Origin of the sequence: Lysinibacillus fusiformis, from assembly GCF_003049525.1 — a bacterium.
GTDB classification, from domain to species: domain Bacteria; phylum Bacillota; class Bacilli; order Bacillales_A; family Planococcaceae; genus Lysinibacillus; species Lysinibacillus fusiformis.
Map to the genome: position 1 here is coordinate 40,346 of NZ_PYWL01000015.1, position 14,785 is coordinate 55,130.

14 protein-coding genes and 2 riboswitches are annotated in these 14,785 nt (G+C 36.7%); of the genes, 3 read left to right on the top strand and 11 right to left on the bottom strand.

Annotated features, from left to right (window positions below; genetic code table 11):
• Positions 1–100 precede the first annotated feature (100 nt).
• Complete coding sequence (locus C9J29_RS21115) at positions 101–1,261, top strand: PucR family transcriptional regulator (RefSeq protein WP_107922722.1); 1,161 nt, start codon at positions 101–103, stop codon at positions 1,259–1,261.
• A gap of 105 nt (positions 1,262–1,366) precedes the next feature.
• Positions 1,367–2,263, top strand: a complete 897-nt coding sequence (locus C9J29_RS21120) for a DMT family transporter (RefSeq protein ID WP_008179586.1) — start codon at positions 1,367–1,369, stop codon at positions 2,261–2,263.
• 57 nt (positions 2,264–2,320) lie between these two features.
• On the opposite strand, the gene C9J29_RS21125 is transcribed toward C9J29_RS21120, so the two are convergent.
• A complete protein-coding gene (locus tag C9J29_RS21125; RefSeq protein WP_107922723.1) occupies positions 2,321–2,893 on the bottom strand; it encodes a YitT family protein in 573 nt (190 codons plus the stop codon).
• A gap of 171 nt (positions 2,894–3,064) precedes the next feature.
• Here C9J29_RS21125 and C9J29_RS21130 point away from each other — a divergent pair, with 171 nt between their 5' ends.
• Positions 3,065–4,354: a DUF2252 domain-containing protein gene (locus C9J29_RS21130; RefSeq protein ID WP_089987067.1), complete on the top strand. Its 1,290-nt coding sequence runs from the start codon at positions 3,065–3,067 to the stop codon at positions 4,352–4,354.
• 36 nt (positions 4,355–4,390) lie between these two features.
• Here C9J29_RS21130 and C9J29_RS21135 read toward each other — a convergent pair whose 3' ends face one another.
• From C9J29_RS21135 to C9J29_RS21185, 10 genes are all read right to left on the bottom strand, one after another.
• Entirely contained in the window at positions 4,391–4,912 is a 522-nt protein-coding gene (locus C9J29_RS21135; protein ID WP_008179593.1) for a DUF2179 domain-containing protein, read from the bottom strand.
• A 248-nt stretch (positions 4,913–5,160) separates the two neighbouring features.
• Positions 5,161–5,511 (bottom strand): VOC family protein, encoded by a 351-nt coding sequence (locus tag C9J29_RS21140; RefSeq protein ID WP_089987066.1) that lies wholly within the window; start codon positions 5,509–5,511, stop codon positions 5,161–5,163.
• 304 nt (positions 5,512–5,815) lie between these two features.
• Positions 5,816–6,529, bottom strand: a complete 714-nt coding sequence (locus C9J29_RS21145) for a GNAT family N-acetyltransferase (RefSeq protein WP_107922724.1) — start codon at positions 6,527–6,529, stop codon at positions 5,816–5,818.
• A 280-nt stretch (positions 6,530–6,809) separates the two neighbouring features.
• Entirely contained in the window at positions 6,810–8,108 is a 1,299-nt protein-coding gene (locus C9J29_RS21150; RefSeq protein WP_036122372.1) for a nucleobase:cation symporter-2 family protein, read from the bottom strand.
• Positions 8,108–8,692, bottom strand: coding sequence for a xanthine phosphoribosyltransferase (locus C9J29_RS21155; RefSeq protein ID WP_036145342.1), 585 nt, complete (start codon positions 8,690–8,692; stop codon positions 8,108–8,110). Before C9J29_RS21155 ends, C9J29_RS21150 begins: the two co-directional genes overlap by 1 nt.
• 131 nt (positions 8,693–8,823) lie before the next feature.
• Positions 8,824–8,925: riboswitch (purine riboswitch) on the bottom strand.
• Positions 8,926–9,089: 164 nt separating this feature from the next.
• Positions 9,090–10,913 carry an APC family permease gene (locus C9J29_RS21165; protein WP_089987064.1) on the bottom strand — a complete coding sequence of 608 codons (1,824 nt, stop codon included), beginning with the start codon at positions 10,911–10,913 and terminating at the stop codon, positions 9,090–9,092.
• Between the two features lie 119 nt (positions 10,914–11,032).
• Positions 11,033–11,182, bottom strand: a riboswitch (cyclic di-AMP (ydaO/yuaA leader).
• A 213-nt stretch (positions 11,183–11,395) separates the two neighbouring features.
• Positions 11,396–11,914 carry a PepSY domain-containing protein gene (locus C9J29_RS21170; RefSeq protein ID WP_069479786.1) on the bottom strand — a complete coding sequence of 173 codons (519 nt, stop codon included), beginning with the start codon at positions 11,912–11,914 and terminating at the stop codon, positions 11,396–11,398.
• Between the two features lie 93 nt (positions 11,915–12,007).
• A complete protein-coding gene (locus tag C9J29_RS21175) occupies positions 12,008–12,673 on the bottom strand; it encodes a PepSY domain-containing protein (RefSeq protein WP_107922725.1) in 666 nt (221 codons plus the stop codon).
• Positions 12,670–13,965, bottom strand: coding sequence for a sensor histidine kinase (locus tag C9J29_RS21180; RefSeq protein ID WP_089987062.1), 1,296 nt, complete (start codon positions 13,963–13,965; stop codon positions 12,670–12,672). Before C9J29_RS21180 ends, C9J29_RS21175 begins: the two co-directional genes overlap by 4 nt.
• Positions 13,962–14,651, bottom strand: a complete 690-nt coding sequence (locus tag C9J29_RS21185; protein ID WP_008179612.1) for a response regulator transcription factor — start codon at positions 14,649–14,651, stop codon at positions 13,962–13,964. Before C9J29_RS21185 ends, C9J29_RS21180 begins: the two co-directional genes overlap by 4 nt.
• Positions 14,652–14,785: the final 134 nt, after the last annotated feature.

Here is a 14,785-nt window from a genome sequence, read left to right on the forward strand (position 1 = left end):
TTATTGTATGTATAATCTTTTCAAACTAATGTTTTTTTATTAAGACGTACTTTTATAATAGAAGATAATAGCTTACTACAAGAAAGGCAATGATCCATTCATGAATGTAGAGAACTTTTTACAATTACCCATTACAAAAGAATTTACCGTTATTGCTGGTCACAGCGGTTTGCATAAAGCTGTTCACAACGTAGAAATACTCGACTTTGAATTCTCCCCAGATATACATCATGTGCGAGATACAATATTCACTCCTAACAGTGTTGTGTTAAGTAGCTTATTATTTGCAAAGCAAAAGCCTGAGTATTTATTAAATGCCGTCAAAAGCTTGATCGAGCTTGGAGCAAGTGCCTTAGCCTATAAGCCTGTTATTTATAAAGATTTACCTAAAGAGGTTTTAACTTATGCGGAAGAACGTAATTTTCCTATCCTTCGATTTGGTGGAGATGAGTTTTTTGAAAAAATCATTTTAGAAACGATGGCTTATGCTAAAACACAGGATTACTCGTTCTTTTTAGAAACAATTGTACGAAGATTAATGGAGGAGGATCTTGCAGAGGAGCAGCTGAAGTCGATATTACAGCAAATTGATAGACCCTTTGACAAGTATGTATTTGTCGCTAATCTACGGGGAAGGGGTTTATCTCAAAGTGATTGGCAACAGAACTTTTTATCAATGGAGCCTTTATTAAAATCTGGTTTACTTTGTTCCTATAAGCAAAGTCATTTTATAATTATCACTCACCCATCTCAGCAGTTTCAGGCTGAGAGGTTTATACATGAATGGCTAACATTAAGTGCTATCCCTACCGAAGCATTCACCTTTGGCTATAGCAATTGGTACGACACACAAACAGGCATCTCTACTGCTTTACGAGAAGCCTTTTTTGCTAGTGTTTTTGCTGAAATTGATAAGGTACTAAGCTGCCATTATAAGTCCCTTGCATCAGATCGTTTATTAATAGAGCTGTATCGTAAAAATCCTACATTTGCGATGGATTATGTTACTTCCTTTTTAGCGCCTTTATTCGATGATAAGGCATATCCAGATTTATTGGAAACGGCCAAAACCTATATTACAAAAAAAGGAAACATTAAAGAAGTAGCTGTTGACCATTATTGTCATCCCAATACCGTCCGCTATCGTATGGCAAAAATCCGTCAGTTAGTAGTACCTATAGATAATGACTATGTATTTTATGAGCGTCTAGCTGCAGCCGTTAAATTGTACTTATTACATAGCAAATTGAGTGATGAATAATCGCTTTGGAATAAGTACAAAAAAACGCCTGAATATTTAGAAATAAAATCAAATTATTTTCTTCTCTCTTATGCTATCCTAATTGAAGTTAGGAGGAAGAATTTCATGAAAACTTACATAGCGGATGGCATGCTACTCGTTACAGCCATTGTTTGGGGCAGTGGGTTTGTTATAACAGCCATTGCCTTAGAATATTTAACGGCTTATCAAGTTATGGCTGGTAGATTTTTATTAGCTTCAATTATATTAACTGTTTTATTTGGTTCCCGATTAAAAAAAGCGTCAAAATCGGTCATATGGAAAGGTGCTTTATTAGGTACCATATTGTATATAGCATTTGCTCTTCAAACGGTTGGACTTCAATATACAACACCATCGAAAAATGCCTTTTTAACCGCAGTTAATGTCGTTATTGTTCCGTTAATCGCCTATGCGGTTTATAAGCGTCGTATTGATGGGTATGAAATTATTGGGTCCTTAATAGCCATTATTGGAATTGGCTTTTTATCGTTACAAGGTTCATTGACGATGAATATTGGTGATGCCCTTTCGTTAGCTTGTGCCGTTGCTTTTGCCTTTGATATATTTTGTACAAATCTTTTTGTTCAAAAGGAAGATGCCATTGCACTAACTATCATTCAATTTCTTACCGCTTCCTTTATAGGTATTCTTGTGGTCATTAGCCAAGGAGAAATCCCTACGTCACTAGAAAAAGAAGCTATTTATTCGATTATTTACTTAGGAATTTTTTCAACAACGATTGCTTACCTTTTTCAAAATGTGGCGAATCAATATACAACTGCTACAAAGGCTGCGATTATTCTATCAACGGAATCTTTTTTCGGCATGATCTTATCGGTTATCTTCCTGCACGAAATTTTAACGAGCCGTATGGTTGTAGGAGCTGTTCTTATATTACTCGCCATACTCATTGCAGAGGTCAAACCAGCACATCCTAAAAAGAAGCTTATGAAAACACTCGACAATCAAACGCCAAAATAGTTTCAGTCTCTTACTGGAGCTATTTTTTTATGCGACACGCTCAGGAGTAAACGAATGTTATGAAGCACGACTCGTAATGATGCTCGTCGTTATGCCTACTACTAGAACCGTAATAATAGACAATAAAAAAGTAGTGGAGGATAACAGGAAGCCGCCCACAACAATAAAGATAGAATCAATGAAAAATATTAATATCCCTACATTAATACTTGTTTTATCACTAATAAATTGCGCAATGAGGTCTGTCCCTCCTGTGCTTGTCTGAAAACGAAGCATTAAGCCGATTCCAAAGCCTACGAGAATCCCCCCAAGTATAGCACTGTAAAGAGCATCTATATGAACGAGATTTCTGACTGGCTTTAACAAGTCTATAGTCAAGGAAGAGGTAATTAAGCCATGAATACTATTGTAAAAATAAGCTCTATATTTAAACCAGGCAATAATAAAAATAGGGATACTAATGATAATAATCATTAGACCAATCTTTAACTTATATAAATAATGTAAAATCAGCGCTAATCCTACTACTCCCCCATCTAATATTTCATAGGGCGTTAAGAATAAGTTAATTCCTAACGACAAAGAAATACTCCCTACTATAATGACAAGGCTTTTCGTCAAAAAATACATATAACCCCCCTCCGTAACTGAGCATGTCTTATAGTATGAAAATAGGTGATTGAACATGTTACGAAATAACCCTAGATCCTAAGCCATTTTTATCGAGCCCTTTTGATAAATTTCTTCGAAACCTATTCCTTTATTTTTCGTATATACATGTAACCTAAAGGGGGTTTTTAGATGAAGCATGCATTATTGGAACAGGTGAAACATACAAGAGTTTTTTTAAGAAGGGAGCTATTAAATACCATCTTTGAGGAGTTTGATGCTCAACGAATGAAGTTAACTGAGGCACAGCGTTTGGAGAAGTATCAGAAAATGCTTGAAAGTCCATTCCGCTTTTTCCGAGGAAGTGCTTATCTATTTTATTTTGACATGACAAAAACTTCCTCCATTTTCCATACGCCTACTCTCAAACCGACTTGGATTCAAGGAGACATGCATATGGATAACTTCGGTGCCTTTCAAAATGAAGACGGCACGATTGTCTTTGATGTCAATGATTTTGATGAGGGTTATGTTGGTTCTTATTTATATGATATTGTTCGTATGAGTGTAAGTATTGCGCTTTATTTAGAAGAACAAGGCATACATAAGGCTGCTCAGGAAACGGCCATTCAACATCTGCTCAATAGCTATATAGATCAGCTTAAACGATTTCAGCGTAAACAGGATGATCCTCTAACGCTCGTATTTACGAAAGACAACACAAAAGGACCCGCCAAAAAATTATTGAAAAAGCTAGAGAAACGTCAACGCTCCCAGTTTTTACAGGATATTTCCTATGTCGATGAAGACGGGCAACGCCTATTTATTAGCAATGATGAAATTAAGCCCGTTACTGCCGAGGAATATAATGCAATTTCGAGTGCACTTCCTGCTTACAAGATTAAGGACATTGCTTACAAGCATGGCTCAGGTACTGCTTCAATCGGATTAAAACGTTACTATATTTTAGTGGAAGACAAAAAAGATGCATCGGGAGTAGACGATTTAGTATTAGAAATGAAAGAGGTCCGTACAGCGATCCCTGCCTATTTCCTTCCTTACAATCATGAATTTTGGAAGCATTATGAGCATCAAGGTGCGAGAGTAGTTGGGACACAAAAAGCTATGCACCATTTAGAGGACCCTCATTTACACTATATCACCATGAATGAGCAGGAATTTTACATTCGAGAGCGTTCCCCTTATAAAAAGAAAGTAAAGCCTAAAAACTATAAAAATGTCGACGATTACTATACAACAACCTCGATTATGGGACAAATTGCCGCTAAAATACATGCACGAGCGGATATCGATTATTCTCCTGTTTTCACCTATCATAGTGAGGATGAGATACTAAAAACGATTGGGAAAGATCGACATGTATTTGTTGAACAAGTAATTTTACAGTCTATGAACTACAAAGATACAGTCTACTCAGATTATCACCTCTTTAAAAACTGGATGGATGCAAAGTTTAAATAGCAACGAAAAGGACCTCAGCTAGTAGCTAAGGTCCTATTATTTTTGCCTAGCCTTCATACGAGCTAGTAAAAAACCGCCTTTAAATGACTTTGGCTCGTAGGAAATTATAAATGCATTCGGTTCAAATTGCTCTACTATTTGAAAGAGTTCTGCCTCTCGATTTCTCTTTGTTAAAATTTCATATTTATAGCGATTACTATCTCGCCCCTCACCAACATAAATCGTAACAGCAAATCCCTCATTACGGAGAAACCTCACAAGCTCTTCATTTTTATTTTGAGTATTAATGGTTGCATAAACATAGCCAATCGCCAGCTTCCGTTCAATTTTGGCTCCTAAAAAAATACCTAAGCCAAAACCAATTGCATAAACGACCATAGCTAACATACTTTGTTTCCCGCTAAAAACAAGCGAAAGGCCAAATACATACACGAGCATCTCTAGCATACCGAATATGGCAGCAAGGAAAGTAATATTTTTCACCAAAAATATTGTACGTAAAGTTAAAAAGGGTACATATACTAATTGAAGTATTAAAATCAAAACGATACTTTGCATTTATACTAGACCTTTCTAAGAGTAGTTATATAAGTGTATGTTGAAATAGAGAATTACATTCTATTAAAAATACCTTATTTATAAATTCCCTCGCCACTCAATTCTAAACATTCACGCCTAAAACAAGCTGTGTACTAAAAAAAGCCGTTCGATTATTCCAACGACTTTAAAGGAAAACAACAAGCTATTTCCCCACTATTTAAACGAAGTTAACATATTGCGGTCATTTTCAAATTAATTCCTTTGATTTATTTTTCCCAAAGCTCGATACGTCTTCCTTCTGGATCTTCAATCCAAATAAATTTTCCAAACTCATGAATTGTCTTGTCCATTGCAAGGGGCACACCTATTTTTTCAAGATGTTTGATACTGTCTTCTAGATTTTCCACTTGAAAGTTTAGCATCACTTGCTGATCTGTTGGAAAATAGCTGTCATGCTCAGAGAAGAAGGAAAAGATCGTTTCATTGCCTGACTGTGGTGTAATCATGGTACCATTCCAACTTTCAATTTCCATGTTTAGAACTTTGCTATACCACTGTTTAATTTCTTCTAGATTTTCAGTCCTCCAAAAGACTCCTCCCAATCCCTTTACTTTCATAAAGATCTCCCTCCTACCAATTAGTTATGAATTTAAATTCTAGTTTTAAATGTGAATACCTTCTTTCGTTAACATACCCATACCAGTTGAATAGTAAAAAGCTTTTATGCAAGACAATCATATTTTTTCTTGCGGATCTCTTGATAAAGGGACATATTAAAAAACGTTCTACAGCCGAACATTTTTAGAAATTTTTACCTTTTATGTAAATGTGATAGCTTTTATATCATCTCAACAAACATTCGTTACTTCATTAAGAATTCCTCACTAAAAAGCCTCATTGATAAATGAAAATAGCCAATCCTTAAATAGAATATTGTAAAGAAATTACAGAATTACTTTGAATGCATCCGTTTGAAAGCATTATATTTCTCATTGGAATATTGTCAACTCGGGTCATCCCTAAATAAGACATAGCTTTAAATTCATTTTTCAATCTATATAGGCCTATTAAATGTAAGTCCTTACCTAATCCTGTCCCCATAAAATTAGGATGAATACCAATCCAAAACATACGACCTTCATTATTTGTATTTGGTTCTATATGAGGGAAAACTACACCAACAGGTTCACCGTTAACAATATATACTGTATACATATTGTTGACTTGTGATGGGAGTTCCGTCCTCATTTCCGTCAGAAATTTCTCTGCATCTATAACACTTGTACTCATCACTTCAGATAAAAAAAAGATAGACTTTTTCTCAGAGCATGACCATATTTCATAATCTAGTTCTGAAATAGTTAATGGTGTCAGTAAAGATCTCTTAAATGCTATTCTTTTATCAACAATTTCCATTTTAGTTCTTGTACAATTCAAGCTATCTAAAAGAACTTTAGGACATTCAAACCTAACATTTTCTAAACCACTCTGTAAGTTATCTAAAAGCTCATTTATTAACACATCTATCTCAGCGGCAAAATCAAGTCTATCCTCTAAAATCTCTAGCAGCATTACACTATCACTTTTTAGGTAATGTACGCCAACACTTGGGAAATGTTGTAGCAGATTATCCATATGTTTTCACCTCTTATGATTTATACTATTCTTCTCCTTTCAACCATTTTCCTCTTAATTGGTCAAAGAAGTATTTTTACCAAGTTTCTAATCATACATTGATCAGACACATAATAAACAAGAAACTTGCTTATTACTACCTAATGTTTTTCTTCGAACATTTTCTGCCCTTTTTTCGCATAAAAAAATGCCACCTCCTCCAATCTAAATCAATAGATAAAAGTAGGTGACATTGTTCTTTATATGTTTGAATTCTGATACATGCTATTGAATGATCTCTTTATGCTTCTCCATGCATCGGGTCTTTTTTATGCTTCGGCCCAATCATGTTGAATAAAATATTAAGGATAATTGCTGTGACTGAACCACAAACGATACCGTTAGATGTTAAAATTGACACTTTTTCTGGTAGTGCATCAAAAATTCCAGGAACCACTGATACACCGACACCTAAACTTACTGCAATCGCAGCAATCATCGCATTTTCTGCTGATTCGTTCATTACTGGTACAAGCATACCCATACCCTGTGTGATTACCATACCGAACATCGCAAGCATTGCTGCACCTAGTACAGACGTTGGAATAATCGTTGTTAACGCTGCGATTTTTGGTAGGAAACCAAGTGCTACAAGTAAACCACCTGTGATGTAAATGACTTTACGATCTTTAACACCTGACATACGTGTAAGTCCCACGTTTTGTGAGAATGTAGTGTACGGAAAGGCATTGAAAATTCCACCGATTACAGATGCAAGACCTTCTGAGCGATAACCACGAGCCAAATCTTTTGAATCTAATTTTTTATTACATATATCACTTAGTGCAAAATAAACACCAGATGATTCAACTAAAGATACCATTGCTACAAGCGTCATTGTAATAATAGCCGTTACATCAAATGTTGGCATTCCAAAGTAGAATGGTTGTACCATATGGAATACATCCGCTTCTGCTACTGGGTCGAAATTAACCTTGCCCATGAATGCCCCTAAAATTGTACCAGCTACTAACCCAACTAAAATGGAAATAGCACGGATGAAGCCTGTAGAAAAACGATAGACGATTAAAATAATGACTAGTGTAATAAATGCTAATGCAATATTTGAGCCGGATGCAAAATCCTCTGCCCCTTGTCCACCTGCCATATTATTTAAAGCTACTGGCAGTAAAGAAATACCGATAATAGAAACGACAGATCCTGTTACTACTGGTGGGAAAAATTTCACTAGCTTCCCGAAGAAGCCCGCAATAATCACGACAATCAAACCAGATGCAATAATGGAACCATAAATATCTGTGATACCTTGCTCTGGGTTTGTACCTATAGCAATAATTGGACTTACCGCTGTAAATGTACAACCAAGTACTACAGGTAAGCCAATACCAATAAATTTACCTGAGTAAACTTGTAAAAGTGTTGCGATCCCGCACATCATAATATCAATCGCCACTAAATACGTCATTTGTGTTGAATTAAAGCCAATTGCCCCTCCAATAATAAGTGGCACTAGGATGGCTCCAGCATACATCGCAAGTAAATGTTGAATTGCTAGCGTCGTTGATTTAAAGGTATTCATTACGCACGAGCCTCCGTAGCAAATGTCACTTTGCCATCTTCAAGAGAATCTACAATCGCTAATGATTCCACGCGAACACCTTGCTCACGTAATAATTTTCCCCCATCTTGGAAGCCTTTTTCAATAACAATGCCAACTCCTACAACATTAGCACCTGCTTGAGCTGCAATATCAAGTAAACCCTTTACAGCTTCTCCGTTTGCTAAGAAATCGTCAACAATTAAAATATTGTCGTCTTCACTTAAAAAATTACGTGATACAGAGATATCATTCGTTTCATTTTTAGTAAATGAATGTACTTTTGATGTGTAAAGGTTATCTGAAAGTGTTAATGATTTACGTTTACGAGCGAACACTACCGGTGCACCGATTTCTAGCCCTAACATGACAGAAGGAGCGATGCCTGAAGATTCTATTGTTAAAATCTTTGTAATTACTTGGTCAGCAAATCGGTTTGCGAATTCATGACCAATTTCCTTCATTAACAATGGGTCAATTTGATGGTTTAAAAATGAATCTACTTTTAATACTGAAGATGATAGAACTTTACCCTCTTGCATAATTTTGTCGTGTAATAACTTCATTTCTGTCATATCCTTCTTTCTTAAATATTAATAAAAAAAGCTGAACACCTTGGTCCCATTCAGCTACGAGTGGAGCAAAGCATTCAGCGTTAAAACGTCGAAAGGAATAGAAAACATCATGAAAGAAGTTCTCTAAAAGCATTGCTACCCATAGTCGATTTATTTACGGTAAATCGGTAGAAACTTGCAAGCCATATCCTCGCTATTATATGAGTAAAATTGTATGAATCTATCAGAATACCCAATTTAACACTTTATTCGGTAGAAACCTATTTCTCCTACTGAAAAATGTTTAATTTTTCGGAATTTAATGGTATTCTGCGACTTTTTAATTGTAAACGTTCGTGTTTTCAATCAACGTACTGATTATAACAGACAATTTTCTAGCATGCTAGCATTATTTTGATAAATGAAAGGGTACTGTCATAATCACGACATTTCTGTGAAATAACAATGTTGTACGTATTAATAAGCTAGATTGATTGTGAAGCATATGATGCCAGCCTTTTTTAGGTAAAAATTGAGGGATGACAACCGTTACTTTATGACCTGTTTTCGCACATTGATGGTCCACTTTATCTATAAATTTGATCAATGGCTGTGTGATGCTACGATATGCTGAATAATAGGTTACTAGTCGAATATCTGGTTGCCAAGCCTGCCATTTTTCTTCGAAGGCTTTTGCATCCGCTTGATCGAAAGCCACATAAAAGGCAATAATTTTATCAACCTTTAGTGATTTCGCATAATGAAGGGAATTTTCAACCACCTTCGTTATACCAGCTACTGGTACGATGAATACATTTCCTTCAATAGTAGCGACTTCCTCTTTACTCAATCTCAGCTGTTCCCCAACGGCTTGATAATGAAGCTTGATCCGATGAAATACAAAAATGATAATTGGTAAAAAGACAAACACTGGCCATACCTGAGGCAACTTCGTTACAAAAAACATCATCGCTACAATAAACGAAATGGCTGCACCAATTGTGTTAATCGTAAATTTTGTCATCCAGCCAGTAGGTTTTTCACGCCACCATTTTCGCATCATTCCCGTTTGTGCTAATGTAAACGGAATAAATACCCCAACAGCATAGAGTGGAATCAAATGCTCTGTTGCCCCATCAAATAAGATGATTAAAACAATGGCTGCTAGTCCTAGCATCATAATGCCATTAGAATACCCTAGGCGATCCCCACGCATTTGAAATATTCTTGGAATAAAACCGTCTTTTGATAAATTGACAGCAAGTAGAGGAAATGCTGAATAGCCTGTATTTGCTGCAAGTACCAAAATCATCGCTGTTGTACCCTGTACTATATAATAAAAGAAATTTCGACCAACACTTGCTTCTGCTAGTTGGGAAACGACTGTCGCTTCCGAAGTTGGCGCAATTCCGTAAAAATAAGCTAAACTAACAATACCGATAAATAAAACCGCTAAGATTCCGCCCATTGCTAACAATGTTTTAGCAGCATTATTAGGAGCTGGATTTCTAAAATTAGGGATCGCATTCGATATAGCTTCTACCCCTGTTAAGGCTGAGCTCCCTGACGCAAATGCCTTTAATAATATAAATAAACTAATCCCTGCGACGGGTGTACCTATCTTTGGATGCAGCTCTGCTGGCACCTGACCTGTTGCAACATTATAGAGCCCCATCCCAATCAACACTAACATAACGACTACAAACAGGTAGACAGGGTATGCCAAAACCGAGGCGGACTCTGTTACACCACGTAAGTTCAAGACCGTTAAAAAAATCACAAAGATAATAGCAATTGGCACATTGTATGGATGCAGACTTGGAAATGCCGATGTAATAGCATCTGTCCCTGCTGATACACTTACCGCTACCGTTAAAATATAATCAACGAGCAATGAGCCACCTGCTACAAGACCCGCGTTCACACCTAAATTTTCCCTAGATACTACATAAGCGCCGCCCCCGTGTGGATAGGCGAATATAACCTGACGATATGATAAAGTCAGTGCCACCAATAGGACAACAACCCCTGCCGCAATCGGTAAAGAATACCAAAATGCTAATGTTCCCACAGTCATCAGGACAATTAAAATTTGTTCCGGTCCATAAGCTACGGAAGACAAAGCATCGGACGATAATATGGCCAATGCCTTTGTTTTACTAAGTTTTTGCTCCCCTAACGCATCGGATCTTAATGGTTTGCCGATTACATAACGTTTAAATGAGGATTTCATCAATAAACACCTTCTAGTTTCTTAGATTGTGTTTCGCCTTCCTAAATGAGATCAAAAAACGCCTACAAGTCATCACTAAATAAGACTTGTAGACGCTCATCTGTCTGCCAAGCTCCAACTTATCTGCTCTTAACGCTTACGAGGTTAGCTGTCGGATTCGGGCCTGAGTAGCCCTACCCTTCAAAAGAAGAGATTCACCCCAAGGATTGCTTATGCACTCCGTCTAAAATGGGTCCCCCGCGTCTAGTTTGCTTCAGCGATTTAGAAATTTGAAACTTTAATAATGATGTCATATTACGCCTGGCGATTAAAAAAGTAAAGAAGAAAATTTTTATTTTTTACAAGTGAAATACATAGACTTTTTAAAATACATTGTTAATATCCATGGTAGAAATTAATTTACCCGCGAATACCTAATTTAAAGGCATTTTACAACAAAAAAACCTTAAAAGTATGCTCTACTTTTAAGGCAACAACTATTATTAGTCTTCCATATCTTGTTCAAAATCAACAATTTCTCCTGTAATCGAATCAACATCAACATCATATTCATATTGCCCATTTTTTAACTCGATTTCATAAATACCATCATCTAATTTAATTTTTGTGACTGTACCCTTTGCTTTTGTTAGAGCCGCTTCAATAGCCTTTTCTTTACTTATAAGGTTAGTAGCAGTATTAGCGTTAACCCATTCATTATCATCGTCATCTTGACGCTCTTTCTTCTGCTTAAGTAATTTTCCAGTATAGGCATCGAATTTTAAATCATACTCTTCTTTATCAGCATGCACCTCTACCTCATAAACAGAGCGGTAGCGATTTTGATCTAGTTCAATATCTGCTACTGTCCCATCCACTACTGCTAATGCTTTCTTTTCGATTTCTTGCATGGATAGAATCTTTTTTTCTTGTGCACTTCCTGATAATAAAGTTGTTGAACCAATTGCCGCTCCAACACCAAGAGTCACCACTAATGCGGGAATCATAATTATTTTTTTCATGTTCATCTCTCCTTTGTTGTATCTGCTTTTAGCTTACCAAGCAAAGATGATAGAACTATAAGAGGAACATTAGAATTTCATGAGAAAACTCGTTTAATCGTCCCATGAAACAGAAAGGACCCTTCCAGATACAGCATGAATTTGGAACGTGGCTTCTTCATGCTCTGTTTCAATTTCAACTAAATAATAACCGCCCTCCGCCGTATCTTCAAAATCTACAGAATCCACTTTCCCAGTTAATTGTTGCAGCGCTATATCAACGGCTTGCTGTTCGGAAATAATATGGGGTTTTTCAGGCTGATTTAGTGGTTCTACATCTTTTTCAGATAACACTTCACCCGAATAGCCATCTACCGTTATATCTTTTTGCTTATGTTCCTTTTCAACACGTGCGGTATAAATAGTTTCCGTGAGCATGACGTTTTCTACCTCACCATATTTTTCTTTCACCATTTTTCTTATTTGATTTTCCGTTAACAATAATTTACTTTGCCCTTTTTGTAACGTTAGATCAGAAACCTGCTGTGTTGTAGCATCAAGCATGGCTGTATATTTCAAATTCTCACGTGTAAATTGTATTTCAAATGAATTTCCACGCTTTTTTACTTCTGAAACTTGACCTTTATAAATAGCTTCGATATGGCGTATGGCCTCCTCTTCACTGAGAGGCTCCTTTTGAAAATAGCGATTTTGAATAAACCAAAGCACTCCGCTACAAAGAAGGACAATCACAATAAGTATTAAAGCCCACTTTTTCATTGCTGCCCCTCCTTTGGTATACACAAGGTAAAACTTGAACCTTCTCCAACTGTACTTTCCACATCTATGGTGATGCCCAATTGTCCCGCAAGTTCATGTGCAATCGCAAGCCCTAAGCCAGAACCGCCTGTTTTACGATTACGATCCTCTGTGACACGGTAAAAACGCTCAAACAAATGTGGAACATGCTCTGCAGGAATACCGACGCCAAAATCCTGAATCGTCATTCGTACATGCGTAGTAGTTTCAGCTGTGGAAATATGAACATCATCCTCACTATATTTCCTAGCATTATCAAGCAAAATAAAGAGTAATTGCTTCAAAATTTTTTCATCACTGTCCATAAATTGTGGTGCTTCTGCATCGACTATAAAATTCCGATGGTATGCCTGCTGCATTTGCGCAGCCACTTTATTAAGGAAGGGAGCCAGCTCTAGCTGTTCAATATGAATATCCATATGCTCATTATTTTTGGCTAGCTCTAATAATTGCAATACCATTTCATGCATACGAGAAGATTCATTTGCAATAGCCTGCAGCGATTCCTGCGCTACTTCACGATTGTCAAGGCCTCTTCGTAAGAGCAACTTTGCATAGCTTTCGATGACAGTAATGGGCGTCTTTAATTCGTGAGAAGCATTTGAAACGAATTCCTGTTGCTTTTGATAGTGCTGTTCAAGCTTCACCATCATCATATTGAACGTTCGATTAATTTTTGCTAATTCATCCCCACCTTTAGCTGGGATGTCCATTTTTTCATATTTCCCCGTCAATGCACTTTTGCGCATTGTTGCATTTAAGCGTTCTAGTGGTAACAAAATTAGGCGACCGAGTGCCAAGCTCGCTAAAAAGATTGGAATGGTGGCAATAATGGACACAACGATCAAAATAGCCTTTAATAAATCCAGTGTACTTTCTACTTCCTCCATTGATTGCTGTAAGGTGATGTCCACAATTGTCCCATCAATCCAAATAGTAGGCATTGTATAGGTAATGGAAGTAACATCTGGCATGTCTAGAGTGGCCTGAACCTTCGTCTTCAAATTTTCTCCATCATAAACATAGATAGCACCACCAGCTGGCATATATGCTCTTAATACTTGCTGTAGGTTGGTTTGTGCATTTAACTGACTTAATGTTGAGCTTAAATCATTCGCTCGTGTATGAAGTTGACTATATTCCGTATTATAGGCAAATTTCTCGTACAAAAAGTAAATTCCACTATTAGTTGCCACTAAAATTACTAGCATTAATAAAGTGGTAAGTAGATGAATTTTTGTTTTTAGCTTCATGATTTATTTTCCTTCAGCACATAACCTACACCGCGAACTGTTTGAATAATGGGTGTTACATTAGCGATTTCAAGCTTTTGGCGCACATAGCGAATATAGACATCCACAACATTTGTATCTCCGTAGTAATCAAAGCCCCATACAGTCTCTAATATTTGTTCCCTTGTGAGCACCTGCTTAGGATGCTTCATTAGATATAGCAATAAATCGTATTCTCTAGGAGTCAGTTGGATCTCCTTACCATAATAAATAACTTCTCTTGTCTGCTCATTGATCGATAACTGTCCAAACGACACACCAACCTTTGTTGGACTAGCCTTTTGAGAAAACCGTAGAGCATTACGGATACGGGCCAGTAATTCTTCAATTTCAAAGGGCTTTGTCACATAATCATTAGCTCCCAAATCCAATCCCTTTACCTTATCCTCCACCTCACTTTTAGCAGTCAGCATAATAACTGGGGTCTGTGATTCTGTTGCGCGAATACGCTTTAGCACATCTATGCCACTCATTTCGGGTAACATAATATCCAGTAAGATTAAATCCCATTGCTGCTCACGATATTGCAATAAACCATCTGCTCCTGTATGGGCCATCACCGCTTCATAGCCTTCAAACTGAAGCTCTAACTGGAGCACTCTCGCAATATTTTCCTCATCTTCTATAATTAAAATTCGATTGCTCATGTCGAATCAGTCCTTCACCTTTTCTTTCATCGTAAACGATACAGGTAAGGAAAGTCTAATTAGAAATTGATGAGAAATGTGCATACTTATTTTTTAAAAATTTTAAGCAAAGCGCTTCCCTTTTTCTAATCCTA